General features: G+C 71.3%; 27 protein-coding genes. 17 read left to right on the top strand and 10 right to left on the bottom strand.

The window, feature by feature from the left end; genetic code table 11:
• Nucleotides 1–10 precede the first annotated feature (10 nt).
• The 3 genes from IE257_RS34530 (at nt 11) to IE257_RS34540 (ending at nt 2,570) form a co-directional block, all read left to right on the top strand.
• The gene (locus IE257_RS34530; RefSeq protein WP_189973885.1) at nt 11–958 is read left to right on the top strand and encodes a heme o synthase; all 948 of its coding nucleotides are present in this window, start codon (nt 11–13) and stop codon (nt 956–958) included.
• A gap of 15 nt (nt 959–973) precedes the next feature.
• Nucleotides 974–1,351, top strand: a complete 378-nt coding sequence (locus tag IE257_RS34535; RefSeq protein ID WP_372453160.1) for a hypothetical protein — start codon at nt 974–976, stop codon at nt 1,349–1,351.
• Between the two features lie 127 nt (nt 1,352–1,478).
• Nucleotides 1,479–2,570, top strand: coding sequence for an amidohydrolase family protein (locus tag IE257_RS34540; RefSeq protein ID WP_189973795.1), 1,092 nt, complete (start codon nt 1,479–1,481; stop codon nt 2,568–2,570).
• A 34-nt stretch (nt 2,571–2,604) separates the two neighbouring features.
• Here IE257_RS34540 and IE257_RS34545 read toward each other — a convergent pair whose 3' ends face one another.
• From IE257_RS34545 to IE257_RS34560, 4 genes are all read right to left on the bottom strand, one after another.
• Complete coding sequence (locus tag IE257_RS34545) at nt 2,605–3,594, bottom strand: COX15/CtaA family protein (RefSeq protein ID WP_189973796.1); 990 nt, start codon at nt 3,592–3,594, stop codon at nt 2,605–2,607.
• Nucleotides 3,595–3,598: 4 nt separating this feature from the next.
• Nucleotides 3,599–4,732, bottom strand: coding sequence for a hypothetical protein (locus tag IE257_RS34550; protein WP_189973797.1), 1,134 nt, complete (start codon nt 4,730–4,732; stop codon nt 3,599–3,601).
• Between the two features lie 67 nt (nt 4,733–4,799).
• Nucleotides 4,800–5,582 (bottom strand): ABC transporter permease, encoded by a 783-nt coding sequence (locus IE257_RS34555; protein WP_189973798.1) that lies wholly within the window; start codon nt 5,580–5,582, stop codon nt 4,800–4,802.
• On the bottom strand, nt 5,579–6,505 hold the full coding sequence (locus IE257_RS34560) for an ABC transporter ATP-binding protein (protein WP_189973799.1): 927 nt from the start codon (nt 6,503–6,505) through the stop codon (nt 5,579–5,581). The genes IE257_RS34555 and IE257_RS34560 overlap by 4 nt, the downstream gene beginning before the upstream one ends.
• A 389-nt stretch (nt 6,506–6,894) precedes the next feature.
• Here IE257_RS34560 and IE257_RS34565 point away from each other — a divergent pair, with 389 nt between their 5' ends.
• The 8 genes from IE257_RS34565 (at nt 6,895) to IE257_RS34600 (ending at nt 13,475) form a co-directional block, all read left to right on the top strand.
• Nucleotides 6,895–7,656, top strand: coding sequence for a helix-turn-helix transcriptional regulator (locus IE257_RS34565; protein WP_189973800.1), 762 nt, complete (start codon nt 6,895–6,897; stop codon nt 7,654–7,656).
• Nucleotides 7,653–9,068: a Fe-S cluster assembly protein SufB gene (gene sufB / locus IE257_RS34570; RefSeq protein ID WP_189973801.1), complete on the top strand. Its 1,416-nt coding sequence runs from the start codon at nt 7,653–7,655 to the stop codon at nt 9,066–9,068. The genes IE257_RS34565 and sufB overlap by 4 nt, the downstream gene beginning before the upstream one ends.
• A gap of 61 nt (nt 9,069–9,129) precedes the next feature.
• Nucleotides 9,130–10,308 carry a Fe-S cluster assembly protein SufD gene (gene sufD / locus IE257_RS34575; protein WP_189973802.1) on the top strand — a complete coding sequence of 393 codons (1,179 nt, stop codon included), beginning with the start codon at nt 9,130–9,132 and terminating at the stop codon, nt 10,306–10,308.
• Nucleotides 10,308–10,625 (top strand): bifunctional 3-phenylpropionate/cinnamic acid dioxygenase ferredoxin subunit, encoded by a 318-nt coding sequence (locus tag IE257_RS34580; protein WP_030009135.1) that lies wholly within the window; start codon nt 10,308–10,310, stop codon nt 10,623–10,625. Before sufD ends, IE257_RS34580 begins: the two co-directional genes overlap by 1 nt.
• Nucleotides 10,626–10,632: 7 nt before the next feature.
• Nucleotides 10,633–11,397, top strand: a complete 765-nt coding sequence (sufC, locus tag IE257_RS34585) for a Fe-S cluster assembly ATPase SufC (protein ID WP_189973803.1) — start codon at nt 10,633–10,635, stop codon at nt 11,395–11,397.
• Complete coding sequence (locus IE257_RS34590; RefSeq protein WP_189973804.1) at nt 11,394–12,650, top strand: cysteine desulfurase; 1,257 nt, start codon at nt 11,394–11,396, stop codon at nt 12,648–12,650. Before sufC ends, IE257_RS34590 begins: the two co-directional genes overlap by 4 nt.
• 22 nt (nt 12,651–12,672) lie before the next feature.
• Entirely contained in the window at nt 12,673–13,134 is a 462-nt protein-coding gene (gene sufU / locus IE257_RS34595; RefSeq protein ID WP_030009138.1) for a Fe-S cluster assembly sulfur transfer protein SufU, read from the top strand.
• Entirely contained in the window at nt 13,131–13,475 is a 345-nt protein-coding gene (locus IE257_RS34600) for a metal-sulfur cluster assembly factor (protein WP_030009139.1), read from the top strand. Before sufU ends, IE257_RS34600 begins: the two co-directional genes overlap by 4 nt.
• A gap of 79 nt (nt 13,476–13,554) precedes the next feature.
• On the opposite strand, the gene IE257_RS34605 is transcribed toward IE257_RS34600, so the two are convergent.
• Nucleotides 13,555–14,811 (bottom strand): DUF8558 domain-containing protein, encoded by a 1,257-nt coding sequence (locus IE257_RS34605; protein ID WP_189973805.1) that lies wholly within the window; start codon nt 14,809–14,811, stop codon nt 13,555–13,557.
• 122 nt (nt 14,812–14,933) lie between these two features.
• Here IE257_RS34605 and IE257_RS34610 point away from each other — a divergent pair, with 122 nt between their 5' ends.
• Together IE257_RS34610 and IE257_RS34615 are read left to right on the top strand one after the other, a co-directional pair.
• A complete protein-coding gene (locus IE257_RS34610; protein ID WP_189973806.1) occupies nt 14,934–15,254 on the top strand; it encodes a DMT family transporter in 321 nt (106 codons plus the stop codon).
• Nucleotides 15,254–15,805 carry a TetR/AcrR family transcriptional regulator gene (locus IE257_RS34615; RefSeq protein ID WP_189973807.1) on the top strand — a complete coding sequence of 184 codons (552 nt, stop codon included), beginning with the start codon at nt 15,254–15,256 and terminating at the stop codon, nt 15,803–15,805. Before IE257_RS34610 ends, IE257_RS34615 begins: the two co-directional genes overlap by 1 nt.
• Here the strand turns inward: IE257_RS34615 and IE257_RS34620 are convergent.
• Complete coding sequence (locus IE257_RS34620; RefSeq protein WP_189973808.1) at nt 15,796–16,740, bottom strand: winged helix-turn-helix transcriptional regulator; 945 nt, start codon at nt 16,738–16,740, stop codon at nt 15,796–15,798. The two genes, IE257_RS34615 and IE257_RS34620, sit on opposite strands and share 10 nt — an antisense overlap.
• A gap of 70 nt (nt 16,741–16,810) precedes the next feature.
• On the opposite strand from IE257_RS34620, the gene IE257_RS34625 reads away from it, so the two are divergent.
• Nucleotides 16,811–18,082: an MFS transporter gene (locus IE257_RS34625; protein ID WP_189973809.1), complete on the top strand. Its 1,272-nt coding sequence runs from the start codon at nt 16,811–16,813 to the stop codon at nt 18,080–18,082.
• A 9-nt stretch (nt 18,083–18,091) separates the two neighbouring features.
• Nucleotides 18,092–19,072, top strand: a complete 981-nt coding sequence (gene dapD, locus IE257_RS34630; protein ID WP_189973810.1) for a 2,3,4,5-tetrahydropyridine-2,6-dicarboxylate N-succinyltransferase — start codon at nt 18,092–18,094, stop codon at nt 19,070–19,072.
• Nucleotides 19,073–19,180: 108 nt separating this feature from the next.
• Here the strand turns inward: dapD and IE257_RS34635 are convergent, their stop codons facing one another.
• From IE257_RS34635 to IE257_RS34645, 3 genes are all read right to left on the bottom strand, one after another.
• The gene (locus IE257_RS34635; protein WP_189973811.1) at nt 19,181–19,435 is read right to left on the bottom strand and encodes a hypothetical protein; all 255 of its coding nucleotides are present in this window, start codon (nt 19,433–19,435) and stop codon (nt 19,181–19,183) included.
• Between the two features lie 144 nt (nt 19,436–19,579).
• Complete coding sequence (locus IE257_RS34640; RefSeq protein ID WP_189973812.1) at nt 19,580–20,071, bottom strand: GNAT family N-acetyltransferase; 492 nt, start codon at nt 20,069–20,071, stop codon at nt 19,580–19,582.
• A gap of 69 nt (nt 20,072–20,140) precedes the next feature.
• Nucleotides 20,141–21,982 carry a DUF8508 domain-containing protein gene (locus IE257_RS34645; protein WP_189973813.1) on the bottom strand — a complete coding sequence of 614 codons (1,842 nt, stop codon included), beginning with the start codon at nt 21,980–21,982 and terminating at the stop codon, nt 20,141–20,143.
• Nucleotides 21,983–22,372: 390 nt separating this feature from the next.
• On the opposite strand from IE257_RS34645, the gene IE257_RS34650 reads away from it, so the two are divergent.
• Together IE257_RS34650 and IE257_RS34655 are read left to right on the top strand one after the other, a co-directional pair.
• Nucleotides 22,373–23,929, top strand: coding sequence for a hypothetical protein (locus tag IE257_RS34650; protein ID WP_189973814.1), 1,557 nt, complete (start codon nt 22,373–22,375; stop codon nt 23,927–23,929).
• Nucleotides 23,930–24,144: 215 nt separating this feature from the next.
• Nucleotides 24,145–25,584 (top strand): alkaline phosphatase PhoX, encoded by a 1,440-nt coding sequence (locus tag IE257_RS34655; protein ID WP_189973815.1) that lies wholly within the window; start codon nt 24,145–24,147, stop codon nt 25,582–25,584.
• A gap of 82 nt (nt 25,585–25,666) precedes the next feature.
• On the opposite strand, the gene IE257_RS34660 is transcribed toward IE257_RS34655, so the two are convergent.
• Entirely contained in the window at nt 25,667–25,843 is a 177-nt protein-coding gene (locus IE257_RS34660; protein WP_189973816.1) for a hypothetical protein, read from the bottom strand.
• Nucleotides 25,844–25,881: the final 38 nt, after the last annotated feature.

Consider the following 25,881-nt stretch of genomic DNA (forward strand, 5'->3'; position numbering starts at 1 on the left):
TCTCTCAGGGGTGTGCGTGACGGCCGTCGAATCCCGTCCAGCGGGGGTGCTCGGGACGAGCCCCGGTCAGCGGCCGCTCGGGACCCGCGTCATGGCTTTCGTGGCATTGACCAAGCCGCGGATCATCGAACTTCTGCTGATCACCACAGTGCCGGTGATGTTCCTCGCGGAGCAGGGTGTTCCGTCGCTGCGGCTGGTCCTTGTGACCTGCCTCGGCGGCTACTTGTCCGCGGGCGGCGCCAACGCGCTGAACATGTACATCGACCGCGACATCGACGCGCTGATGGACCGGACGTCGCAGCGCCCGCTGGTGACCGGCATGGTCAGCCCGCGGGAGTGCCTGGCCTTCGGGCTCACCCTCGCGGTCGTCTCCACCCTCTTCTTCGGCCTGCTCGTCAACTGGCTGTCGGCGGCGCTGTCGCTCGGTGCGCTCCTCTTCTACGTCGTGGTCTACACGATGCTGCTGAAGCGGCGCACCGCGCAGAACATCGTCTGGGGCGGCATCGCGGGCTGCATGCCGGTGCTCATCGGCTGGTCGGCCGTCACGAACGAGGTCTCCTGGGCCGCGGTCATCCTCTTCCTCGTCATCTTCTTCTGGACGCCGCCGCACTACTGGCCGCTGTCGATGAAGGTCAAGGACGACTACGCGCGGGCCGGCGTGCCGATGCTGCCGGTCGTCGCGGGCAACAGGGCCGTGGCGCGCCAGATCGTCCTCTACAGCTGGGTGATGGTGGCGGTCTCGCTGCTGCTGACCCCGCTGGGGTACACCGGATGGTTCTACACCGCGGTCGCGCTGGCTTCGGGCGGCTGGTGGCTGTGGGAGGCGCACGCGCTGCACGCCCGCGCCAAGGCGGGGCTCGTGGGCGCGAAGCTCAAGGAGATGCGGCTGTTCCACTGGTCGATCACCTATGTGTCGCTGCTGTTCGTGGCGGTGGCCGTGGATCCCTTCCTCCGCTGATTACTCGCCGGTAGCATGGCTTCCATGGGAGACACCGAAGACACCGCAGCCGCCCCTGCCGCCGCAGGCGCCGCGGAGAAGAAGCAGGACCGCAGGGCCGCGAAGCTGGCCAAGCAGATCGGCGCGTTCGCCAAGCAGCACGGCGGCGCCGAGGGCCAGCTCGCCCACATCGGCCAGGCCGGCACCCGGATCGTGCTCGTGGGCACGGACGGCGGCTGGGGCGACCTGGTGGCCCCCACCCTCACGGTGGCGCAGCTGGCCGCCGAGAAGGCCGGGCTGACCCTGCACGACGAGTTCGACGGGGAGTTCGCCGCGCGCGTGCGCACGGGTCCGTACGAGTGGTCGCGGATGGCCGGCATCCAGATCGGCGGACCCGAGAACCCCGCGGCCTGAGGCCCGGACCGCCCCCCGGGGACACGGGAGTGCCGTCTCGGTCAACAGCCCGAGCAACACCTCACACCCCGCTCACCCGTTAGGACGTGTGGAAGCCCCTTCCTCACGTCCGCAACGGGATGCCCGGATGATCGAAACGCCGCCCCTGGTGGACCAGTACTGCCACGGAGTACTCCGTACGGAGCTGGGCCTGGGCACCTTCGAGGCCCAGCTGATGCGCTCGGCCGGCCCGCCCGCCGCGGGCACCACCTTCTTCGACACGCAGACCGGCTTCGCCGTGCGCCGCTGGTGCCCGCCGCTGCTGGGGCTGGAACCGCACGCCACCCCCGCCCGCTATCTGGCGCGGCGGCGCGAGCTGGGCGTGGCCGAGACCGCCCGGCGGTTGCTGAGGGGATCCGGAGTCGCCGCCTACCTGGTCGACACCGGGGTGGCCGGGGACCTCACCGGGCCCAAGGAACTGGCGCTCGCCGGGGACGCCGAGGCCTACGAGGCCGTCCGGCTGGAGTTACTGGCCGAGCAGGTCGCCGACACCTCGGGAACGGTGGGCGCCTTCCTCGCCAATCTCGCCGAGGCCGTCCACCACGCCGCCGCCGGGGCCGCGGCCTTCACCTGCGCCACGGCCTTCGCCCGCGCGGACACCCCGGCCCCCGCACCCGAGCCGCCCGGTCCCGGGGCGGTGCGCGGGGCGGCCGGGCGGTGGCTCGCCGGGCGGCCGCGGGGCGGGGCCGTACGGGACCCCGTACTCCTGGCCCACCTGCTGTGGAGCGCGGTGGCGTCGGGGCTGCCGCTCCAGTTGCACACGGGAGCGGCCGATGCCGCCGCGCTGACCGGGTTCGTACGGGCCACCGCGGGCCTGGGTACGCGGCTGGTGCTGCTCGGCGGATACCCGCACCACCGCCGTACGGCGCAGCTGGCCGCGGCCTTCCCGCACGTCTACGCGGATGCGGGCGCGGCCCTCGGGCAGACCGGGGCGAGGGCCGCGGCGGTCCTGGCGGAGCTGCTGGAGGTCGCGCCGTTCGGGAAGGTGCTGTTCTCCAGCGGCGGCCGGCACCTGCCCGAACTGCACGCGGTCGGCGCGCTGGTGTTCCGCGAGGCGCTGGGCCGGGTGCTGGGCGGCTGGGCCGCCGAGGGCTCCTGGTCCTGGCGGGACGCGGAGCGGGTGGCCGCCATGGTCGCGGCGGGCAACGCCCGCCGCGTCTACCGCCTGGACGGGCCCTGACAGGGCCCGTCCAGGCCTGATCGGCCTCGGGTGATCAGACGGCGGAGAGCTGCGGGTCGCCCTGGGAGGGGACCTCCGCCTGCTCGGCCGGCCGCTCGCGCAGGCTCAGCGCGACCCGGACCACGGCGATCCACACCAGGCAGGAGCCCAGCATGTGGGCGGCGACCAGGGCCTCGGGGACCTGGGTGGCGTACTGCACGTAGCCGATGGCGCCCTGGGCGAGCAGCACGACCAGCAGGTCGCGGGCGCGCGCCCGGGTGTCGGCGGGAGCGTCCACGACCCGCAGGACCAGCCACATCGCGACGGCGAGCGCGCACACCAGCCAGGCGGCGACGGCATGCGTGTGGGCGGTGGTGTCCCAGTCGAAGGGCATGCGCCTGATCTCGCTGCTGTCACCGGCGTGCGGACCGGAGCCGGTCACGACGGTGCCCGCCGCGATCAGTACGAGGGTGGTCGCGAGCAGCGCCCACGACAGCTTGCGCACCGGGCCGGGCACGCGCGGCCTGGGGGCGCCGTCGCCCTCGCGGGTGCGCTGCCAGGTGACCGTCGTCACGGTGATCAGCGCGGTGGCGAGCAGGAAGTGCCCGGCCACGCTGTACGGGTTGAGCCCGGTCAGGACGGTGATGCCGCCCAGTACGGCGTTCGCCATCACGATCACGAACTGCACCCAGCCGAGCTTGGTCAGGGAGTGCCGCCAGGGCTTGGCCGAGCGGGCGGTGATGATCGCCCAGCCGACGGCCGCGCTGAGCACGTAGGTCAGCATGCGGTTGCCGAACTCGATGGCACCGTGGAAGCCCTGCTCCTGCGTCACGATCAGGCTGTCGTCGGTGCACTTGGGCCAGGTGTCGCAGCCGAGGCCGGATCCGGTCAGCCGTACCGCGCCGCCGGTGACGACGATGACCACGCTCATGACGAGCGCGGCGAGTGCGGCCCGCTGGAGGGTCCGGGGTGACGGGGTCCAGCGGCTGGCGATGTGGGCGAGGGGGTTCAACACGCCCCATATCGTAGGCGACCCCTTGTGCAAAGTTTCACGAGGGGGTGCCCGAGGCGGTGTCGGGGCCGACGACCAAGCGGTACTTCGCCCCCGCGGGCTCGCCCTCCTCGTGCCACCACAGCAGGACGCGCCACGGGACGCCGTCGCCGGGGTAGTCCGCCGAGCCGACGAACCCGTGGAGTAATTCGCCCGCTACCTCCTCGGCCGTCCGATTCCTTACTTCTGTGGCGCTGTGCCAGGGATGTTCGAGTACGGTCCACAGGCCGTCAGGCACGCGCACCTCGAAGCGCCACACCGCGAGCCAGGGCGTGACCTCCAGCATGGTGCGCACCTGCTCGGCGTCGAGCCCCAGGCCGGCCGCGATCGCGGACTCCGGCGTCCCCTGGATCCGGGCGGCCACCACGGCCCGGGGCAGCAGCCGTTCGGGCAACAGCCCCCGCGCGCGCAGGCCGATCAGGGAGTCGAAGGCCAGGAAGCGCAGGCGCAGTTCCAGCTGGCGGCCGATGTGGTCGAGGGCCTCCTCGGCCTCCCCGGCCTCCTCCGCGGCCGGGCCCGCGAGCAGCAGCTGCCGGAAGTCGGCCTCGGCGGCCACGGCCCAGGCCACGGCCTCCTCGGCGAGGCCCAGCTCGGCGAGGCGGTCCCCGAGGAACACCTTGGCCTGGGCCAGACCGCGCCGGTTGACCGGATCCTGCTGGTCCAGCCCCGCCCACACCTCCACGGCGGTCCGGGTCAGGTCGCGGGCGCGTTCACCGGCCGACCGTTCCATGGCGGTCGGCCCCTCCCCGGCGGCCGGCCCCAGCGGGTGCTTCGGCAGCCGGGCCCCGTCGCTCAGCGGCCAGGCCAGCCAGACCCCGTGGTTGATCAGCCCGCGGGCGTACCAGCGGGCGAACTCGGGGGAGTGCCCGGCGGCGCGCTCGGAGCTGTGCAGCCCCTCCTCGATCGTGGCGAGGGCGCCGGCGCGGTCGCCCGCGGCGAAACGGAGGGCGGCCCGGTCGGCGAGGCGCAGCCCGAGCAGCGCGGTGCACTGCGGGTCGCCGTCGAACGGGCGCAGGGCGCCGATCAGCTCGTCGAGGAGCCGATCGCGTTCCCCGGGTTCCGTGTGCTCCGCCCCCGACCGCACCCGTGCCCATTGATCGTCCAGCCGTAGAACGGCCTCCCGCTGCACCATGTCCGCCCCCCGGCTTCATGTGTGAGGGGCCCATCCTCGCGGGATCGCCCCCGCGGGGGGAGGGATTTCATTCCCAGCGGAAGAGCCGCGCTGCGGCGCCCAGACCGAGTACGGCCCAGCCCGCCAGTACGGCCGCGTCGCCCCACGGGAGGGCGCCGCCGTGCTGGAGGACCTCGCGCAGCCCGTCGGACAGGGCCGAAATGGGCAGCAGCCCCAGGACGGACCGCACGGCGTCCGGGAACTTGTCCAGCGGCACGATCACCCCGCCGCCGACCAGCAGCAGCAGGAAGACCAGGTTGGCGGCGGCCAGGGTCGCCTCGGCCTTGAGGGTGCCCGCCATCAGCAGCCCGAGCCCGGAGAAGGCGGCGGTGCCCAGCAGGATCAGCGCGGCGACCGACAGCGGGTCGCCCTGCGGGGACCAGCCCAGCGCGAGGGCGATCACCGTCAGCAGGGCGATCTGCAGCACCTCGGTGACCAGCACCGAGAGGGTCTTGGCAGCCATCAGGGCCCAGCGCGGCAGGGGGGAGGCCCCGAGCCGCTTCAGGACCCCGTAGCGGCGGTCGAAGCCGGTGGCGATGGCCTGGCCGGTGAAGGCGGTGGACATTACGGCGAGCGCCAGGATCCCGGGCGCGAGGAAGTCCACGGACTTCCCGCTGCCCCCTTCCTGAAGGGGCACGGTGACGATGTCCACGGTGGAGAAGAGGGTCAGCAGCAGCGCCGGGATGATCACGGTCAGCAGCAGCTGCTCCCCGTTGCGCAGCAGCATCCGGGTCTCCAGGGCCGTCTGCGCGAGGATCATGCGGGACACGGGCGCGGCCCCCGGCCGGGGGGCGAACGTACCGGCGCTCATGCGCGCAGCTCCTTGCCTGTCAGTTCGAGGAAGACGTCCTCGAGGGTGTGCCGCTCGACCGTGAGGCTGCTCGGCATCACGCCGTGCTGCGCGCACCAGGAGGCGACGGTGGCCAGCAGCTGGGGGTGGACGTCGCCGGTGACCCGGTAGACGCCGGGGGTGAGCTCGGCGGCCTCGGTGCCGTCGGGCAGCGCCTTCAGCAGCGAGGCGAGGTCGAGGGAGGGGCGGCCGGTGAAGCGCAGGGTGTTCTCGGCGCCGCCCCGGCACAGCTGCTCGGGACTGCCGTGGACGACGACCCGGCCCGCGTCCACGATGGCGACCTCGTCCGCGAGCTGCTCGGCCTCGTCCATGTGGTGGGTGGTGAGGACGACGGTGACCCCGTCGGTGCGCAGCTCCCGTACGAGGTCCCAGGTCGCGCGGCGGGCCTGCGGGTCCAGGCCGGCGGTGGGCTCGTCCAGGAAGACCAGCTCGGGGCGGCCCACGACGGCCATGGCCAGGGCGAGGCGCTGCTGCTGCCCGCCGGAGAGCCGGCGGTAGGGGGTGCGACCGCAGCCGCCGAGTCCGAGGCGCTCCACCAGGGTGTCGACGTCGAGGGGGGCGGCGTACAGCTTGGCCATGTGGCGCAGCATCTCGACGGCGCGGGCTCCGGAGTAGACGCCTCCGGACTGCAGCATCACGCCGATCCGCGGGCGCAGGGCCTCGGCCCGGGCGACCGGGTCGAGGCCGAGGACGCGGACGGTGCCGGCGTCGGGGCGGTGGTAGCCCTCGCAGGTCTCCACCGTGGTCGTCTTGCCCGCGCCGTTGGGACCGAGGACCGCGGTGACGGAGCCGCTCCGGACGGTGAGGTCCAGGCCGTCCACCGCGGTCTTGGTGCCGTACCGCTTCACCAGTCCGCGGATCTCCACGGCGGGGTCGTTGCTCATGAGGGGTGAGTCTACGGAGCCGCGGGAGGGGTCGTGGGTCCCGGGGTCGGGGCCCCTTCTCCTCCTCTTCCACTCCCCTTCCTCTCCGCGGGCTTCGAACACGGCCTCGCGAATGCGCGTCTTTTTCAGTCTTCCGGCCCTGGGTGCACCGGCATCTTTCGGTGATCTCCTCCGAATCCCGAAGTGCCTCGTGCCGGTGTGCGTCGAGGGTGCAGGAGTGCTGGTGGGAGGCGTGTGCGGGGCTCTCGGGACTGTTCGGGAGGATGCGGAATGCTGGCCTCCGAATAACTCTCCGTCGATAAATTAGGTAACCCTTAGTGATGGAGGCCACCAGGGGTGGCGTCCGTCACGGCTTGTCCCTGCTCGGTTAATTACGCAACAATGGCGTTGTGAAATACGGCGAACGGCAGATCGACACCCCTCAGGGGGAGCTCGGCACCGGGGAGCGGTCAACCCGCAACCGGGTGGCGCGCTCGATCCTGGACCACGGTCCGTCCACCGTCGCCGACCTCGCCCAGCGCCTCGGCCTCACCCAGGCCGCCGTCCGCCGCCACCTCGACACGCTCGTCACCGACGACGTGGTCGAACCCCGTGAGCAGCGTGTGTACGGCGCGCGGACCCGGGGTCGGCCCGCCAAGGTCTTCGCGCTCACCGACTGCGGCCGCGACTCCTTCGACCAGTCCTACGACACGCTCGCCGCGGACGCCCTGCGGTGGATCGCGCAGTCCGTCGGCGGCGGCGAGCAGGGCGAGGCGGCCGTCGCCGCCTTCGCCAGGGCGCGGATGGAAGCGCAGGCGCAGACCTACCGGGAGGCCGTCGAAGCAGCCCCCACGCGGGAGCGCGCGGAGGCCCTTGCCAAGGCGTTGACCGCGGACGGGTACGCTGCTACGGCGAAGAGCGCTCCCGGTCCGCACAGCGGTGAACAGCTCTGCCAGCACCACTGCCCGGTCGCGCACGTCGCCGAGCAGTTCCCGCAGCTCTGCGAGGCGGAGACCGAGGTCTTCTCCCGCCTGCTCGGGACCCATGTGCAGCGCCTCGCCACGATCGCCCACGGCGACGGGGTGTGCACGACGTTCATTCCGCGTAGCGCGAGCACCACACAGACCGACACATCAGTATCTGCAAGTACGGCCGGGAGGAACCCCGCATGACCACGGAGATCGCTCACCCTGAGCTCGATGGCCTGGGCACTTACGAATACGGCTGGGCCGACTCCGACGCGGCCGGTGCCGCTGCCAAGCGGGGTCTGTCCGAAGATGTCGTCCGCGACATCTCGGCGAAGAAGTCCGAGCCGGAGTGGATGCTCAAGCTCCGCCTCAAGGGCCTGAAGCTGTTCGACAAGAAGCCCATGCCGAACTGGGGTTCCGACCTCTCGGGCATCGACTTCAACAACATCAAGTACTTCGTGCGTTCCACCGAGAAGCAGGCCGCTTCGTGGGAGGACCTGCCCGAGGACATCAAGAACACGTACGACAAGCTCGGCATCCCCGAGGCGGAGAAGCAGCGCCTCGTCGCCGGTGTCGCGGCCCAGTACGAGTCCGAGGTCGTCTACCACCAGATCCGCGAAGACCTGGAGGAGCAGGGCGTCATCTTCCTCGACACGGACACCGCGCTCAAGGAGCACCCGGAGCTCTTCCAGGAGTACTTCGGCACGGTCATCCCGGTCGGCGACAACAAGTTCGCGTCGCTGAACACCGCGGTGTGGTCCGGCGGCTCCTTCATCTACGTCCCCAAGGGCGTGAAGGTCGACATCCCGCTCCAGGCCTACTTCCGTATCAACACGGAGAACATGGGCCAGTTCGAGCGGACGCTGATCATCGTCGACGAGGACGCCTACGTCCACTACGTCGAGGGCTGCACCGCCCCCATCTACTCCTCGGACTCGCTGCACAGCGCCGTGGTCGAGATCATCGTCAAGAAGGGCGGCCGCTGCCGCTACACGACGATCCAGAACTGGTCGAACAACGTCTACAACCTGGTCACCAAGCGCGCCGTGGCGTACGAGGGCGCGACCATGGAGTGGATCGACGGCAACATCGGTTCCAAGGTCACCATGAAGTACCCGGCCGTCTACCTGATGGGCGAGCACGCCAAGGGCGAGACCCTGTCGATCGCCTTCGCGGGCGAGGGCCAGCACCAGGACGCCGGTTCCAAGATGGTGCACATGGCGCCGCACACCTCCTCGAACATCGTCTCCAAGTCGGTGGCCCGAGGCGGCGGCCGGACCTCCTACCGAGGCCTGGTCGAGATCGGCGAGGGCGCCCACGGCTCGAAGTCCAACGTGCTGTGCGATGCGCTCCTGGTCGACACCATCTCCCGCTCGGACACGTACCCCTACGTGGACGTGCGCGAGGACGACGTCTCCATGGGCCACGAGGCCACGGTCTCCAAGGTCTCCGACGACCAGCTCTTCTACCTGATGAGCCGCGGCCTGACGGAGTTCGAGGCGATGGCCATGATCGTGCGCGGCTTCGTCGAGCCCATCGCGCGCGAGCTGCCCATGGAGTACGCCCTCGAGCTGAACCGGCTGATCGAGCTGCAGATGGAGGGTTCGGTCGGCTAGTTCCGGCCGCCCGAGTCCCCGCAGACATTCTTTGACGTAGGAAGAGAGCACGAAGACAGCCATGGCTGAGGCTCAGAACATTCCGGCGGGTTCGACCACCGCCGGTGCGATCGCGGTGGCCGCCGAGTCCACCGTTGCCACCCGGATGAGTGCGCCCCCGTCCTTCGACGTGGCGGACTTCCCGGTTCCGAACGGCCGCGAGGAGGAGTGGCGGTTCACCCCGCTCGCCCGCCTCAAGGGCCTGCACGACGGCACCGCGGTCGCCAACGGCAGCATGAAGGCCCAGATCGACGCGCCCGAGGGCGTCACGGTCGAGTCGGTGGACCGCGGTGACGCGCGCATCGGCAAGGCCGGCACCCCGGTGGACCGGATCGCCGCCCAGGCGTACTCCTCCTTCGCCAAGGCCACGGTCGTCACCGTGCCCAAGGAGACGGTCCTCACCGAGCCGGTGCGCGTGGCGCTGCACGGCGAGGGCGGTACCACCTTCGGTCACACCGTCTTCGACGTACAGGCCTTCGCCGAGGCCGTCATCGTCATCGACCACACCGGTGACGGCGTGCGCGCCGCCAACGTCGACTTCCTGGTCGGCGACGGTGCCAAGCTCACCGTCGTGTCCGTGCAGGACTGGGACGACACCGCCGTCCACTGCTCGCAGCACAACACGCTCGTCGGCCGCGACGCGACCTTCAAGTCGATCGTGATCACCTTCGGCGGCGACCTCGTCCGCCTCCACCCGCGCGTGAGCTACGCGGGCCCCGGCGGCGAGGCCGAGCTCTTCGGCCTGTACTTCACCGACGCCGGCCAGCACCAGGAGCACCGCCTCCTGGTCGACCACGCCGCCCCGCACTGCAAGTCGCACGTGGTCTACAAGGGTGCGCTCCAGGGCCAGGACGCCCACGCCGTCTGGATCGGTGACGTGCTCATCCAGAAGACCGCCGAGGGCACCGACACCTACGAGATGAACCGCAACCTCGTCCTCACGGACGGCGCGCGGGTCGACTCGGTGCCGAACCTGGAGATCGAGACCGGCGAGATCGTCGGCGCCGGGCACGCCTCCGCGACCGGCCGCTTCGACGACGAGCAGCTCTTCTACCTGCAGGCCCGTGGCATCCCGGCCGATGAGGCCCGCCGCCTGGTCGTCCGCGGCTTCTTCGCGGAGCTCGTGCAGCAGATCGGTGTCGACGACATCGAGGAGCGCCTGCTCGCCAAGATCGAGACCGAGCTCCAGGGTTCCGTCTGATGAATTACGTCAAGGCCTGTGCGCTCAGCGAGCTCGAGGAGAACACCCCCAAGCGGGTGGAACTCGACGGCACGCCGGTGTCCATCGTCTCCACCGAGGGGGAGGTGTTCGCGATCAACGACATCTGCTCGCACGCGAACGTCTCGCTCTCGGAGGGCGAGGTCGAAGACTGCATGATCGAGTGCTGGCTGCACGGGTCGGCCTTCGACCTGCGCACCGGCAAGCCCTCGGGTCTGCCCGCGACGCGCCCCGTACCCGTATACCCCGTAAAGATCGAAGGGGACGACGTGCTCGTCTCCCTCACCCAGGAGTCCTGAGGTATCCATGGCAACGCTTGAAATCCACGACCTGCACGTCTCCGTCGAGGCCGAGAACGGCGCCCGCGAGATCCTCAAGGGCGTCGACCTCACCGTCAAGCAGGGTGAGACGCACGCCATCATGGGTCCGAACGGCTCCGGCAAGTCCACCCTGGCGTACTCGCTCGCCGGTCACCCGAAGTACACCATCACCGGTGGCACCGTGGCCCTCGACGGCGAGGACGTCCTGGAGATGTCCGTCGACGAGCGCGCCCGCGCCGGCGTCTTCCTCGCGATGCAGTACCCGGTCGAGGTCCCCGGTGTCTCGGTCTCCAACTTCCTGCGTACGTCGGCCACCGCCATCCGCGGCGAGGCGCCGAAGCTGCGTACCTGGGTGAAGGAGGTCAAGTCCGCGATGGAGCAGCTCCAGATGGACCCGGCCTTCGCCGAGCGCAACGTCAACGAGGGCTTCTCCGGCGGTGAGAAGAAGCGCCACGAGATCCTGCAGCTGGAGCTCCTGAAGCCGAAGATCGCGATCCTCGACGAGACCGACTCCGGCCTGGACGTCGACGCGCTGCGCATCGTCTCCGAGGGCGTCAACCGCGTCCGCGAGACCGGCGAGGTCGGCACGCTGCTGATCACGCACTACACGCGCATCCTGCGCTACATCAAGCCCGACTTCGTGCACGTGTTCGCGAACGGCCGTATCGCCGAGTCCGGTGGCGCCGAGCTCGCCGACCAGCTGGAGGCCGAGGGCTACGACAAGTACGTGAAGGGTGGCGCGACCGCGTGACACAGCTGCCTGGCCTCCTCGACATCGAGGCGATCCGCAAGGACTTCCCCCTGCTGGATCGTGTGGTCCACGACGGGAAGAAGATCGTTTACCTGGACAACGCGGCGACCTCCCAGAAGCCGCGCCAGGTGCTCGACGCGCTGAACGAGTACTACGAGCAGCACAACGCCAACGTCCACCGTGGCGTGCACGTGCTCGCCGAGGAGGCCACGGCGCTGTACGAGGGCGCCCGCGACAAGGTCGCCGCCTTCATCAACGCGCCGAGCCGCGACGAGGTGATCTTCACCAAGAACGCCTCGGAGTCGCTCAACCTGGTCGCGAACATGCTCGGCTGGGCGGACGAGCCCTACCGGGTCGACCGCGAGACCGAGATCGCCATCACGGAGATGGAGCACCACTCCAACATCGTGCCGTGGCAGCTGCTCTCGCAGCGCACCGGCGCCAAGCTGAAGTGGTTCGGCCTCACCGACGACGGCCGGCTCGACCTGTCCAACATCGAAGAGGTCATCACGGAGAAGACGAAGATCGTCTCCTTCACGCTGGTCTCCAACATCATGGGCACCGTCAACCCGGTCGAGGCGATCGTCCGGCGCGCCCAGGACGTCGGCGCCCTCGTGCTGATCGACGCCTCCCAGGCCGCCCCGCACATGCCGCTGGACGTGCAGGCGCTCGGCGCCGACTTCGTGGCCTTCACCGGCCACAAGATGTGCGGTCCGACCGGCATCGGTGTCCTCTGGGGCCGCCAGGAGCTCCTGGAGGACCTGCCCCCGTTCCTCGGCGGCGGCGAGATGATCGAGACCGTGTCGATGCACGCCTCGACCTACGCCCCGGCGCCCCACAAGTTCGAGGCGGGTACGCCCCCGATCGCCCAGGCCGTCGGCCTCGGCGCGGCCGTGGACTACCTGTCCGCGATCGGCATGGACAAGATCGCCGCGCACGAGCACGCGATCACGGAGTACGCGATCAAGCGCCTCGCAGAGGTGCCCGACCTGCGGATCATCGGCCCCACCACGGCCGAGGACCGCGGCGCCGCGATCTCCTTCGTCCTGGGCGACATCCACCCGCACGACGTCGGCCAGGTGCTGGACGAGCAGGGCATCGCGGTCCGCGTGGGACACCACTGCGCGCGCCCCGTCTGCCTGCGCTACGGAATTCCTGCGACGACGCGAGCGTCTTTCTACCTGTACTCCTCTCCGGCCGAGGTCGACGCGCTGATCGACGGGCTGGAGCACGTACGGAACTTCTTCGGCTGACGGACGAGGCGACGAGGACGCAGTGAAGCTGGATTCGATGTACCAGGAACTGATCCTGGACCACTACAAGCACCCGCACGGGCGTGGCCTGCGCGACGGCGACGCCGAGGTGCACCACGTCAATCCGACGTGCGGTGACGAGATCACGCTGCGCGTGAAGTACGACGGCGAGACGCTGACCGACGTCTCCTACGAGGGCCAGGGCTGCTCGATCAGCCAGGCCAGCGCGTCCGTACTGAACGAGCTGCTCGTGGGCAAGGAACTGGCCGAGGCGCAGAAGATCCAGGCAGTCTTCCTGGAGATGATGCAGTCCAAGGGCAAGATCGAGCCCGACGAGGCCATGGAGGAGGTGCTGGAGGACGCGGTCGCGTTCGTCGGCGTCTCCAAGTACCCGGCTCGCGTGAAGTGTGCTCTGCTGAGCTGGATGGCGTGGAAGGACGCGACGGCCCAGGCTCTGGGCGGCGCGGAGAGGAAGACGGCATGACCGAGAACGCGACGCCCGAGGCGTCGATCAAGCCGGCCACCGAGGAAGAGGTCCGCGAGGCCCTCTACGACGTGGTCGACCCCGAGCTGGGCATCGACGTTGTCAACCTGGGCCTGATCTACGGCATCCACATCGACGACGCGAACATCGCCACCCTCGACATGACGCTGACGTCTGCGGCGTGCCCGCTGACGGACGTCATCGAGGACCAGGCGAAGTCGGCGACGGACGGCATCGTGAGCGAGCTCCGGATCAACTGGGTCTGGATGCCGCCGTGGGGCCCGGACAAGATCACGGACGACGGCCGCGAGCAGCTCCGCGCACTCGGCTTCAACGTCTGAGCGGTTCCGAACGAGGAAGGGCCCCCGGCATCGCGCCGGGGGCCCTTCCTCGTGTCCGCAGGGCGGCCCGTCGGGCCGCTCAGTCGTCCGTCGGCCTGTCGGGCGGCGTGTCCGGCTCCGGTTCGGGTCGCGGCTGCGGCCGGTCCGGGTGCGCGGGGGCGGGTGCGTCGGCGTCCGAGAACGTGTCCGCGGGCGGTTCCGCGGGCGTGGGCGCGGGGCCGGGGCCGGTGCCGGGGGCCTGCGCGGCGAGTTCGGCGAGGAGGGCCTGGGCGAGGTTCTCGCGCCGGATCCGCTGGTCCACGTACAGCAGATTGCTGAACAGCTGGGTGTACCCGATCTGGAACATCTGGCTCAGGCCGCCGCCGATCATGATGCACAGGATGCCGAACACGAGGGCGACGATCATGCCCGTCGACGGGCCGGCCCCCTCGGCCCCCTCGCCCGCCTCGGCCATGAGCGGGATCATCCCGAACGTGCCGACGAGCTGGAAGGGCATCTGGATCATGTAGGCGATGCTCATCGCGATCATGCTGCCGACCAGGGTGATGCCGAAGACCCGCCACCAGTCGCCCTTGACCAGCGCGGCCGAGCGGCGCAGCGCGGTGACGGGGGCGGCCTTCTCCATGACCGCCACGGCGGGGGCCAGGCTGAGCCGGGTGCCGAGCCAGACGGACACCCCGATGGCGGGCAGCAGGAGCACGGGCAGGAGGATCAGGGCCGCAGGTGACGGGTCGTCGCCGGCGACGGAGACGACCATCACCGGAATCCACACCGCCATGGCGGCGAGCACGGGAGCGCCCGCGATCAGCCCCGTGAGCAGCAGCGTGCTCAGGACGGAGGGAGTCCGCCGCAGGGTCGTGCGCCACATCGCGCGGAAGGTGGTGGGCCGGCCGAGGACCCCCTGCTGGAGGACCGCCGGGCACACGGCGGTGAGCATGGCCATGCTCAGCAGCCCCACGGCGAACAGCAGCACGAACAGCGTGACGCCCGCGACGACGACCGGGGTGAGGTGCTCGGCCGCCGGGTCCTGCCCGTAGGGCGGGTCGAAGACCGGCTCGATGTGGTCGTGCACCGCGGCGACGGCGACGCCGGCCAACAGGGCCATGACCAGCAGGCACAGGCCCAGCACGGCGAGCATCACACCGGCGAGCTGCTTCCGGTAGCGGCCGAACGTGGCGAAGGAGGCGCTCACGACCTCCCCGAGGCCCAGCGGCTTGAGCGGCACCACTCCGGGCTGCGGTGGTGGCGGCGGGGCCCATCCTCCCCACTGCGCCGCGCCACCCGGGCCGCCCGGCCCGTGTGCCCCCGTGGATCCCCACCCTGTGTTCTGCGTCATGCGTGTGCTCCGTGTTCTCGTTCCCCCGACGAAGGCACACCGTATATCAGCATGTCAGGAGCATGGCAGTGGATTGTCCCGGATGTGTACGCCCGTACGCATCGATGTGTACAGTTGTACGCATGCCCTACGTCATGCTTGCCGCGGCCATCGCCGCCGAGGTCGCCGGAACCACCGCCATGAAGTACAGCGACGGCTTCACGAAGCTGTGGCCGTCGCTGGGCACCCTGCTCGGCTATGCCATCGCCTTCACCCTGCTCGCGCAGACGCTGAAGTCGATGTCGGTCGGCACGGCGTACGCGATATGGGCGGGCGTCGGCACCGCCGCGATCGCCGCCATAGGCATGGTGTTCCTGGGGGAGGCGGCCACCGCCGCCAAGATCGCCGGGATCGTCCTGGTGATCGCAGGAGTGGTCCTGCTGAACCTGGGCGGGGCCCACTGATGCCCTCCGGCGCGCGGCGCTACGACCCGGACCGGCGCCAGCGGATCATCGACGCGGCGATCCGGGTGGTGGGCGACCGGGGCATCGCAGGGCTGAGCCACCGCAGCGCGGCCGCGGAGGCCGACGTACCGCTCGGGTCGACGACGTACCACTTCAAGACGCTGGACGACCTGCTGGTCGCCGCGCTGCAGCAGGCCAATGAGGGCTTCGCGCAGGCGGTGGCCCGCTCGGCCGCGCTGGCCGACCCGGACGCGGACCTCGCGGCGGCCCTGGCCCACCTGCTCGGAGAGCTCCTGGCGGCGGACCGGGGCCGGGTGGAGCTGGAGTACGAGCTCTATCTGGCGGCTCTGCGCCGCCCGGCGCTGCGGCCGGTGGCGGCGGCCTGGTGCGAGGCGGTCGCGGCGGCGCTGACCCCGCGGACCGACCCGCTGACGGCGCGGGCGCTGGTGGCGGCCATGGACGGGATCGGCCTGCAGGTCCTGCTGACGGACACCGCGTACGACGAGGGGTACGCCCGCGAGGTGCTGCGGCGGATCCTGCGTCAGGACTGAACGGGCCCTGGGGCGGCGGCGTTCGCGGCGTCCGCGGCGTCCGCGCTGTCCCCGGCGCCCGCGGCGGCGGTCCGGACGGCCGCGAGAGCCGTCTGCACGCTCGCCTCGATGTCCTGGATCGGGTAGATCACCTCGCGTACCGTGCGTTCGCGGTCGATCACCAGTGTCAGCCGCTTGATCCGGCTCGTGCCCGCCGTGCGGAAGGTCGGCAGGCGCAGCGCGGTCGTCAGTGCCAGGTCCGCGTCGGACAGCAGCGGGAACCGCAGCCGCTCCTGCTCCGCGAACTCCCGCTGCTCGTCCGGGCGCTGGGCCGACACCCCGTGCACGGTCGCGCCGGCCGCGGTGAACTCCGCGAGCTGGTCGCGGTACGTGCACGACTCGAACGTACAGCCCTTGGCGCCCGGGATCCCGGCCCAGCCGGGCGGGTAGGACTCCGCGCGTGCGTACGCGCCCGGGAAGCAGTACAGGACCGTGAACGGGGTCTGCGCCACCGGGTCGCGCAGCTCGCCGAAGCGGTCCGGCATCAGCAGCGGGGGCACCCCTGTTCCGCGCAGCGCGTGCACCCGCGCCGCCTCGCGCGAGGCCTCGTCGGTCGTCGCCGTCATTTCTCCGTCTCCCAGGACCCAGGTGTCTCCCCAGTCCTGGAGGGCCACCAGGACGGGCAGCAGCCCCCGTCCGCGCGGGGTCAGCCGGTACTCGTGCCGCACCGGGCGCTCCTGGTACGGCTCGCGCGACAGCACCCCGGCCTCCACGAGCAGCTTCAGCCGCTCCGCGAGCACCTTGCGGGACATCCCCAGCTCGTGCTGGAACTCGTCGAAGCGGCTCACGCCGCGCGCGGCGTCGCGCACGATCAGCAGCGTCCACCAGTCGCCCACCACGTCGAGGGCCTGGGCGATGGCGCAGTCCGCGTCGCCGAGGTGTGTGCGCTGGGCCATGGCACTCCTTTGTCCGTTGACCCCAAGGCTGCCATGCTGACATAGTCAGTTCCTAAAGGGAACTTACTCGATGGTGCAGGGGGACACGGGTGTGCTGCAGGGGTTCAAGGACATACCGAGGGTTGTGTGGCTGCTGGCTGCGGGGGTCTTCGTCAACGCCGTCGTCAGCTTCACCTTCGTCTTCGTCTTCCTCTACCTGACCGGCCCGCGCGGCCTCGGCGCCGCCCGGGCGGGCCTGGTCGTCGGCATCGGCGGCGTCGGGTTGATCGCCGGCAACTTCACCGGCGGCTGGTACGGCGACCGCTTCGGACACCGCCGGGTGCTGCTCACCGCCGCCACCCTCGGCGGCATCGCCCTGGTAGCGCTCCCGCTGCTGCCCACCCCGCTGCTGTATGCGGCCCTGCCGGTGGCCCAGTACGCCTCCGGCGTGATCCGGGCCGCCAACTCCGCGCTGGTCGCGGTCGCCGTCCCGGAGGGGGCCCGCCGCCAGGCCTTCGCCCTCGTACGCTGCGTTTCCAACGGTGGATTCACCCTAGGGCCGCCGCTGGGCGCCCTGGTCGCCACCGGCCTCTCCTACGACTGGCTCTTCGTCGGCGACGGCATCGGCACGCTCCTCTTCGCCGTCTGGACCGCGCGGGTCGTTCCGGACCGCGGCGTTTCCCACCTACCCGCCGTGGCCCGGGACGGGGGTCCGGGCCACGGCGAACAGAGCCTTTGGCGCGAACTGCGGGCCCGCCCCGCCGTGCTGGTGCTGCTCGGCGCGATCCTGGTGACCGACGTCGTCTACCGCCAGCAGTACTCCACCTTCCCGGCCTTCCTCGCCGACCACGGCCTGGACGCGCGCGTCTTCGGGCTCGTCATCGCCCTGAACGGAGGGGTGATCCTGCTGCTGGAACTGCCCGCCGCCGTAGCCCTGCGCGAGCGGCCGGCCCTGCCGGTCATCGGCACCGGGATGGTGCTCGTCGGGGCCGGGTACGCGGCGCTGTTGCTCGGAGCCGGGATCGGGAGCGCCGTGGCGATGATGATCCTGCTGAGCCTCGGCGAGATCCTCTACAAGACCACCGCCACGGCCTACATGGCCGACCAGGCACCCGAGCATGCCATCGGACGGTTCCAGAGCCTGTACGCGGGCGTGTCGGTCAGCGGGGTCGTCCTCGGGCCGCCGATCGGCGGAGCCGTGTACTCCGCCGCGCCCGGTTTGCTGTGGCCGCTGTGCGCGGTGCTGGCGGCGGGCGCGGGCGCCGCCCTGCTGGGGGCGCACGCGCGGCAGGCCCGGCGGGCGGCGCGACCCGCACGACCGGCACATGAGACCGGTTCGCGACCGAAGGCCGTCGCCGGTTAGGTTTCGGATATGACTGCTACGCGTACCACCGGCGCCGTCGCCGCCGGACTTGCCACCATCACCGCCGACGGCACCGTCCTCGACACCTGGTTCCCCGCCCCCGAGCTGGTCGCCGAGCCCGGCCCGGCCGGCACCGAGCGCCTCACCGCCGACCAGGCCGTGGAGCTGCTCGGCGCCGCCGCGGCCAAGGCGATCCGCACGGACGCGGTCCGCGGCGTCGAGGTCGTAGCCGTCCGCACGGTGATCTCCTCCCTGGAGGACAAGCCGCTGGACGCGCACGACGCGTACCTGCGCCTGCACCTGCTGAGCCACCGCCTGGTCAAGCCGCACGGCCAGAACCTCGACGGTGTCTTCGGCCTGCTCACCAACGTCGCCTGGACCTCGCTGGGCCCGGTCGCGGTCGACCAGGTCGAGACCGTCCGCCTCAACGCGCGCGCCGAGGGCCTGCACCTCCAGGTCACCTCGATCGACAAGTTCCCGCGGATGACGGACTACGTCGCCCCCAAGGGCGTGCGCATCGCAGACGCGGACCGCGTCCGGCTCGGCGCGCACCTCGCCGAGGGCACCACCGTCATGCACGAGGGCTTCGTCAACTTCAACGCCGGCACCCTCGGCACCTCCATGGTCGAGGGCCGCATCTCCGCGGGCGTCGTGGTCGGCGACGGCTCCGACATCGGCGGCGGCGCCTCCACCATGGGCACCCTCTCGGGCGGCGGCAAGCAGATCATCTCGATCGGCGCGCGCACCCTGATCGGCGCCGAGGCGGGCGTGGGCATCGCACTGGGCGACGAGTGCGTCGTCGAGGCCGGCCTCTACGTGACCGCGGGCACCCGAGTGACCCTTCCGGACGGCCAGATCGTCAAGGCGCTGGAGCTGTCCGGCGCCAACAACATCCTCTTCCGCCGCAACTCGGTCACCGGCGCCGTCGAGGCCCGCCCGTACAAGGCGGCCTGGGGCGGCCTGAACGAGGTTCTGCACAGCCACAACTGACGCCGCACCACGTCGACGAGCGCACTCCCGCAGCCCGGGAGGGCGCTCGTGGCGGTTTCCGGGCAGCGGGCCGACGGCTCGCCGGGTGTCGAGGCCCCCTCGACGGGGTCAGTTCAGGGGGATCGTGCGGACCAGGCCCGCGAAGGCCTGCTTCTCCGCCTCCGTCAGCTCCACCGACTCCAGCGGGTGCGCGGCGAAGCCGCGCTGGGCCGGGATCATCGGCAGGCCCTCGGCGGCTGCGGGCTCCGGCCGGTGGAAGCGACCGTCCCGCCGCATGTGGCCGAGCCCGGTGACCCAGACGATCGCGGCCACGAGCAGGACGGCGAGGCCGATTTCCTGAGCGAGGGAGATGGAGGGGAACACGAGCATCCTCCGAAGTACGGTCGGTACGAGCCGGCACAAGATCGGGCGTGGAAATACTCAACACCAGAACCGGTCGATTCCGGTAGGGATGTGTCGAGCGTCACGCCAGGGCCGAAAGGCCCCACCTTGCCCGAGAAGAGCCCACTACGGCGCCAGGTGCAGCTTGAAGCCCTCGTGGCTGCGGGCGAAGCCCAGCCGCTCGTAGAACCGGTGCGCCGCCGTCCGTCGCTTGCTGCTGGTCAGCTGGATCAGGCCGCAGCCGCGCTCGCGGGCCCGCTCGGCGGCCAGTCGCATCAGCTCGGCGCCGAGCCCCGAGCCCCGCCGGTCCGCCCGGATCCGTACGGCTTCCACCAGCGCCCGCTCCTGCCCGTTCCGGCCCAGGCCCGGGATGTACGTCAGCTGGAGGCAGCCGAGGACGACGCCGCCGCCGACGCCGTCGGTGCCTTCGGCGGCCGCCCCGTCCGCCCCGTCCGTGAGGATCAGCATCTCGTTGCGCGGGTCCGCCCCGATCGCGGCGAAGGCGCGCTCGTGCGCCTCGCCGACCACGATCGAGGCCGGGTCGACGACCGACTCCTCGTCCGCGAGCAGGGCGAGTACGGCGGGCAGGTCCTGGCGCGTGGCCTCACGGAAGATCATGGCCAAAATTGTGGCAGGGGGTCGGCCCGGACGGCGGCCGGACCCCCTGCAGCTTCGAGCCCCTGGGTGTTACGGGCGGAAGCGGATCACCTGCGGGTCGTGGTCGCTGTTCTGCGCCGCGAACTCCGCGTTGATGTGCACGCTGTCGTACGTGAACTTCTTGATCGCCGGGCTGGTCAGGATCTGGTCCAGAACCTGCGCGTTGCCCTGGTAGACGTACGAGTACCGCTCCGCCTTCGGCAGCGACTTGATCGCCGGGTACAGCGCGCCGCCGTCCGCCAGCGCGTCCGTCGTCGCCGAGAACTCGAAGTCGTTGATGTCACCGAGGACCAGGACGTTGGCGTTCTTCTCCTCCGCCAGGAGCTGCTTCACGAAGCCGTTCACGGCCTGCGCCTGCTGCAGTCGCTTGGCCTCCGAGGAACGGACCGGCGGCTGGTGGTGCGAGGTCAGGCCCTCGTCGCCGCCCTTGGAGCCGAAGTGGTTGGCGATCACGAAGACCGTCTTGCCGCGGAAGACGAACTCACCGGCGAGGGGCTTGCGGCTGTCCGCCCACGCCGGGTTGGCGGGGTCGATGCGGCCGGGGGAGTGGGTCAGGGCGGCCTTGCCGTTCACCTTGGTCACGGCGGTCGCGGTCGCCGCGTCACCCGGGGCGCGCTCGGTGAAGGAGACCCGGGCCGGGTTGAAGAGGAACACCTGGCGGATGTTGCCGCCGGGCTCTCCGCCGTCCTTCTTGTCCTCCGGGTTCACGGTCCGCCACTGGTAGGCCGGGCCGCCGGCGGCCGTGATGGCCGCGGTGAACTTGGTGAGGGTCTGCTCGGCCGAGACGGTGCCGTCGTTCTTGGCGCCGTTGTCGTCCTGGATCTCCTCCAGGGCGAGGATGTCGGGGGCGGCCAGGTTCTCGACGACGGCCTTCGCCAGCGCGTCGAACTTCTCCTGCGGGTCGGTCGGGTCCAGGTTCTCGACGTTGTACGTGGCCACCGCGAGCTCCTGCTCGACCTGCGGCTTGGTCTTCTCGGGGGCGAGGGTGCCCGCCTTGACGGTGCCGAGGGTACGGGCCACCAGGGTGTAGCCGCCGAACTGGTTGAAGTCCAGCGGGCCTTCGGTGGTGCCGGTCAGCTTGTCGCCGACGTTGGCCACCGGGAAGGGCTGCTGCGCGACGGGCGCGAGCTGCTGGATCTGGAGGCGGCCGGTGTTCTGGGACTCGTAGGAGCCGTAGATGGTGCCGCCGCGCTTGGCGGTGTTCTCCCAGCCCTTCACCGTGACCCACAGCTCCGAGTACGGGTCGGTGGCGCCGACCACGCGGGAGGTGCCGATCTTGACGTTCATGCCCTCCAGCGACTCGTAGTGGTCCAGGGCGTAGCGCGAGGGCTCCAGGGTCAGGCCGTTGATGCTGCCGCCGGCGGCCGGGTCACCGGCCGGGGTGTACTCGGCGGGCACCGTGTACTCGTTGACCGCGGTGGCCTCGGGCAGCGCGTTGCCGGAGGAGACCACGGTCACTGTCGGCTTGGAGATCTGGGTGACCGACTGGTTGCCGGAGGTCAGACCGCCGGGGATGTACTCACCGACGGTGCCGGAGACCTTGACCGCGTCGCCCACGGCGACGGTCGGGACCGAGTTGGTGAAGACGAAGACGCCCTCGCTGGTGGCGTCGTTGTCGTCGGCGTCCGGGTCCTGGATCCAGAAGCCGCGCGAGCCGTACGTACGGACGCCCGTCACGATGCCCTCGACGTCGGTGACCTGCTTGCCGTTCAGCGGGGATATCCGGGTGGTGCCCTGAATGTCGTGGATGCGTATCGGATCGGCGGACACGGCGCCTTCGGCCGCGTCGGCGGAGCCCGCGAGCAGGCCGGTGGCCAGTGCGGTGGCGACGAGGGCCGCGACGGCGGCGGAACGGGGATGCGAGGAGCGCATGGGCAGGAACTCCGGTGTGGGAGAGGGGAAGGAGGGGGCGCGGCAGTGAGATCTGCGGGTGACTTACCGCTCCCGATACATCTACGCGCGTCAATTTCCTGTGTGGCCAGCAAAGTTGTCAAGCCCTCCAGGGAATACGACAGCTGACTGTGGGATGAACCAAAGGCGATGACCCGCCGGACGCGCCCGAAATGCGTCTACGCTGGAGCGCCGTACGGAGGCACATCTGTCATCTGCGCCACATCCGCCATGCCCGCACCGCCCGTCATGTCGGCCATGTCATCGAAATCCGGGCGCACCTGACGGTCCGGCCGCCGTACGGCCCGTGTCACCAACGCCACACCCCCCGATCGACCCCGTCCCACCGTGTCCGCGAGGAGAAACCGCCCCATGTCCGCAGACTCGCACCCCACGCTGCCGCCGGTTCGGCTGCACTCCGATGCGGAGCTGGCCCGCGACGCCCTCGGCGCCCCGTTGTTCGCGCGCGCCGTACGGCTCGCCCGCTGGGCCGGACCCGACACCCGCGTCGGTGTCGGCGGAGAGCTCGCCGGCGACCAGCTGCCCGAGGCCGCAGCGGTGCTCGGCCTGGACACCGCCGACGCGGACTCCGTCGGGTACGCGAGCCAGGCCTGGCGGGTGGCCGTGGACACCGGACTGGTGGACGTCACCGAGCCGGAGGACGACGGCACCGAGAGCGATGCCGGTGGTGCGGACGGCGGTGAGGAGCGGTTCGGGACGGCCGCGCCCGGTGAGGACCTCGCGCTCGTGACGAGCGGTGCGCCCGGCGACGTACTCGACCTCTGGCTGGCGGCCCTGGACACCGTGCTCGCCGACGCGGCCGTGCCCGACCTGGACGACCTCGTCGACGCGCTGGACGCGGGCGGCGAGATCGACCTCGACCGGCTGGACTGGAACCCTGGGCGCGAGGCGGACTTCCTCGACGGGGTCCTCGCCAACCTCTACCTGCTCACCGTCACCGAGGGCCGAGCCGCGGACGGGCCGGTTCCGCTGCCGGTGCTCGCCGCCTCGATGGTCGTGCCCGACGACATGGGCGAGCCGACCGACGCCGTGCTGGAGCAGGTCTCGGACGCGATGATGCGCCTCGACGACCAGTTCCGGCAGCTGGAGCCGATCGGGCTGGTGCAGTTCCGGCCCGTGGACGAGGAGCTGATGGCGGAGGCCGACGGCCCCCTCGACCAGGAGGCCGGCGGCGGCGCGGGCGCTGCGGGTGGTGCGGGCGAAGGGGACGACGAGGACGTCTCCCGCTACGGGATGGTCCGCCTGACCCCGCTCGGCCTGTACGGGATCAGGGCCCGGATGCTGGAGGCCGGAGTGGATGCCCCCGCTGTCGGCGAACTGGCCGAGAAGGGCGCTGACGTACTGCTCGACGCCGTCTCCCTCTACTCCGAGAACGCCGCCCAGGCGGAGATCGAGCAGTGGCTGGCGGGCCGGGAACAGCCCGCCGCGGCCGCCGAACTGCTGGCCGCCGCCCGCGGGGACGACGAGGGCGGCCCGCTGCGCCGGCTCCGGTGCCAGCAGGCCCTGGCACCGGCCGGACCGGAGGCGGAGCCCGCGGTGCGCTCGGTGCTGGACGACCCGGAGCTGGGCGGGCTGGCCCGGGTCTGGCTGGCGGAGCGCGGGGTGCGCGACGTACCGGCGCCGGACCCGGAGATGGTGTTCTGGCTGACCGTCGACACGATCGCGGCGCAGCTCGCCGCGGACGGGGAGACGGAGGAGCTGCCGCTCCTGATGCAGGCCCTGACCGCCCATCACGCGGGGTTCTTCGAGCAGGTGTGGCGGGTGGAGCACCCGGCGACGGCGTACGTCCTGGAGGCGATGGGCCGGCTGCACCCGGACCGGAAGGCGGCGAAGGAGGCCCGCAAGGCCGCGTTCAAGGCCCGCTCCCGCCGCCCGGCCCAGCCGGGGCCGGCCCACGAACGGCACTGACCCGCAGACCCTCGTCCGGAGGACCCGCAGAACCCGGGAATCCGGGGCGGGCGGCGGCAATGCGCCGTTCCTGGGGCCGGAGTTGGCCATTCCGGGACGGGGCAAGCGGTCGGTTGCGCTTGGTGGGTAGTTCAGCCGCCGTTCACGTGCGGGCGAGAGCGTGTGCGCCGACGACCGCACGACAGGCGCACCACCTCCCCACCCCTGGAGCCCCGATGCCGCTCAGCCGCAGAGACTTCACCGCCCGCACCGTCATCGCCGGCGCGGGAGTCGCGCTCACCGGAACGGTCGGAGCCCTCGCCACCGCCCCCGGGGCCCTCGCCGCCGAGGACGGCACGGCCCGGGACGAGCACGGTCGGCCCTGCGAGCCCGGCTACGGCCCCCTCGTCCCCGACCCGAACAACATCCTGGCCCTCCCCGCCGGGTTCACGTACCGCGTGATCACGCACAGCGGCGTCACCGAGCTGGACTCCGGCGAGAGCACCCCGTCCAACCACGACGGGACCGCTGCCTTCGAGGGGCACCGCGGAGTCACCCTCCTCGTCAACAACCACGAGCTCAAGGGCAAGCGCGAGGGCTGGGCCCACCCCGTCCCGCTCACCGAGGGCCTGGTCTACGACCCGGCCGCGGCCGGCGGCTGCACGGTCGTCGAGGTCCGCCGCGGCGGCGAGGTCGCCGAATGGGTGGGCATCGCCGGTACGTCGACCAACTGCGCGGGCGGCGCCACCCCCTGGGACACCTGGCTGACCTGCGAGGAGAACTCGGACCTCGCGGGCAAGAACGGCATGACCAAGGACCACGGCTACGTCTTCGAGGTCGACCCGCACGACCGTCGCGCCAACCGCGACCCGCAGCCGATCAAGGCCTTCGGGCGCTACGACCACGAGGCCGTGGTCATCGACCCGCGCCAGGGCCACGCCTACCTGACCGAGGACGCCTCCGGCCCCAACGGGCTGCTCTACCGCTGGACCCCGCCCCGCGGCTTCCGCCACGGGCGCGGCAGGCTCCGTACGCTCGCGGCCGACGCCGGTGTGCTCCAGGCGGCCAAGTGCATCGACAGCTCGGGCCGGTTCGTCGACGACTTGTCGCGCGCCACGAGGATCGGCACCGTGTACGGGGTCGACTGGGTGGACGTGAGCGACCGCGACGCCCGGACCGTGCCGGTGCGCAAGCAGTTCGCGGACGGAGTGGTGACGCGCGGGCGGAAGCTGGAGGGCATGTGGTGGGCGGACGGCGGCGCGTACTTCGTCTCTTCCTACGCCCGTGAGGAGAGCCCGGGCACGGCGCACGACGGCCAGGTCTGGTTCTACGACCCCAAGCGGCGCACGGTCCGGCTCACCGTCCTCATCGGGGTCAACGCCGACCCGTCCGCGGACGGGGGCTACGACGGCCCCGACAACATCACCGTGTCCCCGTACGGCGGCCTGATCATCGCGGAGGACGGCTCGGGACTGCAGCACCTGTTCGGCGCGACGGCGTCGGGCCGTACCTACCCGCTGGCGCGCAACGAGCTGAACAACGGGTCCGCCGAGGAGCCCGAATACTCCGAATTCACCGGCGTCTGCTTCTCCCCGGACGGGCGCACGCTGTACGCCAACATCCAGGATCCGGGCATCATGCTGGCCATCACCGGGCCGTGGCGGCGCGCGCACTGACGGCTCTGCACCTTTGCCCCGGGCCTTCGCCCTGAGCGTGGGCCCGGGTCCTGCGCCCGGGCCTACTTACTGCGCCCGCGCCTCACTGGGCCGGGGAAACCTCCGCGCGGGAGGCCTCGGCCCACTCGGCGAGCAGGAACTCGTACGCCTCCGAGGGCCACTCGCCGTCCACCCGGGTCTCCACAAGGTGCCGTATCGCCTCGTTCGCCTCGGCGGCGGACGGGCGGGCGGGCCCCGCGGGTGTGAAGGTCTCGTGCATGCTTCCAAGGCTACGGGCGGGCACTGACAGCCACCCAC

Source organism: Streptomyces avidinii (genome assembly GCF_014650695.1).
GTDB lineage: Bacteria > Actinomycetota > Actinomycetes > Streptomycetales > Streptomycetaceae > Streptomyces > Streptomyces avidinii.

Excerpts from the sequence above, each read along its gene's own strand:
- IE257_RS34535 (WP_372453160.1), top strand. The coding sequence starts at position 974 with ATGGCTTCCATGGGAGACACCGAAGACACCGCAGCCGCCCCTGCCGCC.
- IE257_RS34540 (WP_189973795.1), top strand. The coding sequence starts at position 1,479 with ATGATCGAAACGCCGCCCCTGGTGGACCAGTACTGCCACGGAGTACTC.
- IE257_RS34550 (WP_189973797.1), bottom strand. The coding sequence starts at position 4,732 with ATGGTGCAGCGGGAGGCCGTTCTACGGCTGGACGATCAATGGGCACGG.
- IE257_RS34555 (WP_189973798.1), bottom strand. The coding sequence starts at position 5,582 with ATGAGCGCCGGTACGTTCGCCCCCCGGCCGGGGGCCGCGCCCGTGTCC.
- IE257_RS34560 (WP_189973799.1), bottom strand. The coding sequence starts at position 6,505 with ATGAGCAACGACCCCGCCGTGGAGATCCGCGGACTGGTGAAGCGGTAC.
- sufB (WP_189973801.1), top strand. The coding sequence starts at position 7,653 with ATGACCACGGAGATCGCTCACCCTGAGCTCGATGGCCTGGGCACTTAC.
- sufD (WP_189973802.1), top strand. The coding sequence starts at position 9,130 with ATGGCTGAGGCTCAGAACATTCCGGCGGGTTCGACCACCGCCGGTGCG.
- IE257_RS34580 (WP_030009135.1), top strand. The coding sequence starts at position 10,308 with ATGAATTACGTCAAGGCCTGTGCGCTCAGCGAGCTCGAGGAGAACACC.
- sufC (WP_189973803.1), top strand. The coding sequence starts at position 10,633 with ATGGCAACGCTTGAAATCCACGACCTGCACGTCTCCGTCGAGGCCGAG.
- IE257_RS34600 (WP_030009139.1), top strand. The coding sequence starts at position 13,131 with ATGACCGAGAACGCGACGCCCGAGGCGTCGATCAAGCCGGCCACCGAG.
- IE257_RS34605 (WP_189973805.1), bottom strand. The coding sequence starts at position 14,811 with ATGACGCAGAACACAGGGTGGGGATCCACGGGGGCACACGGGCCGGGC.
- IE257_RS34610 (WP_189973806.1), top strand. The coding sequence starts at position 14,934 with ATGCCCTACGTCATGCTTGCCGCGGCCATCGCCGCCGAGGTCGCCGGA.
- IE257_RS34615 (WP_189973807.1), top strand. The coding sequence starts at position 15,254 with ATGCCCTCCGGCGCGCGGCGCTACGACCCGGACCGGCGCCAGCGGATC.
- IE257_RS34620 (WP_189973808.1), bottom strand. The coding sequence starts at position 16,740 with ATGGCCCAGCGCACACACCTCGGCGACGCGGACTGCGCCATCGCCCAG.
- IE257_RS34625 (WP_189973809.1), top strand. The coding sequence starts at position 16,811 with ATGGTGCAGGGGGACACGGGTGTGCTGCAGGGGTTCAAGGACATACCG.
- dapD (WP_189973810.1), top strand. The coding sequence starts at position 18,092 with ATGACTGCTACGCGTACCACCGGCGCCGTCGCCGCCGGACTTGCCACC.
- IE257_RS34640 (WP_189973812.1), bottom strand. The coding sequence starts at position 20,071 with ATGATCTTCCGTGAGGCCACGCGCCAGGACCTGCCCGCCGTACTCGCC.
- IE257_RS34645 (WP_189973813.1), bottom strand. The coding sequence starts at position 21,982 with ATGCGCTCCTCGCATCCCCGTTCCGCCGCCGTCGCGGCCCTCGTCGCC.
- IE257_RS34650 (WP_189973814.1), top strand. The coding sequence starts at position 22,373 with ATGTCCGCAGACTCGCACCCCACGCTGCCGCCGGTTCGGCTGCACTCC.
- IE257_RS34655 (WP_189973815.1), top strand. The coding sequence starts at position 24,145 with ATGCCGCTCAGCCGCAGAGACTTCACCGCCCGCACCGTCATCGCCGGC.
- IE257_RS34660 (WP_189973816.1), bottom strand. The coding sequence starts at position 25,843 with ATGCACGAGACCTTCACACCCGCGGGGCCCGCCCGCCCGTCCGCCGCC.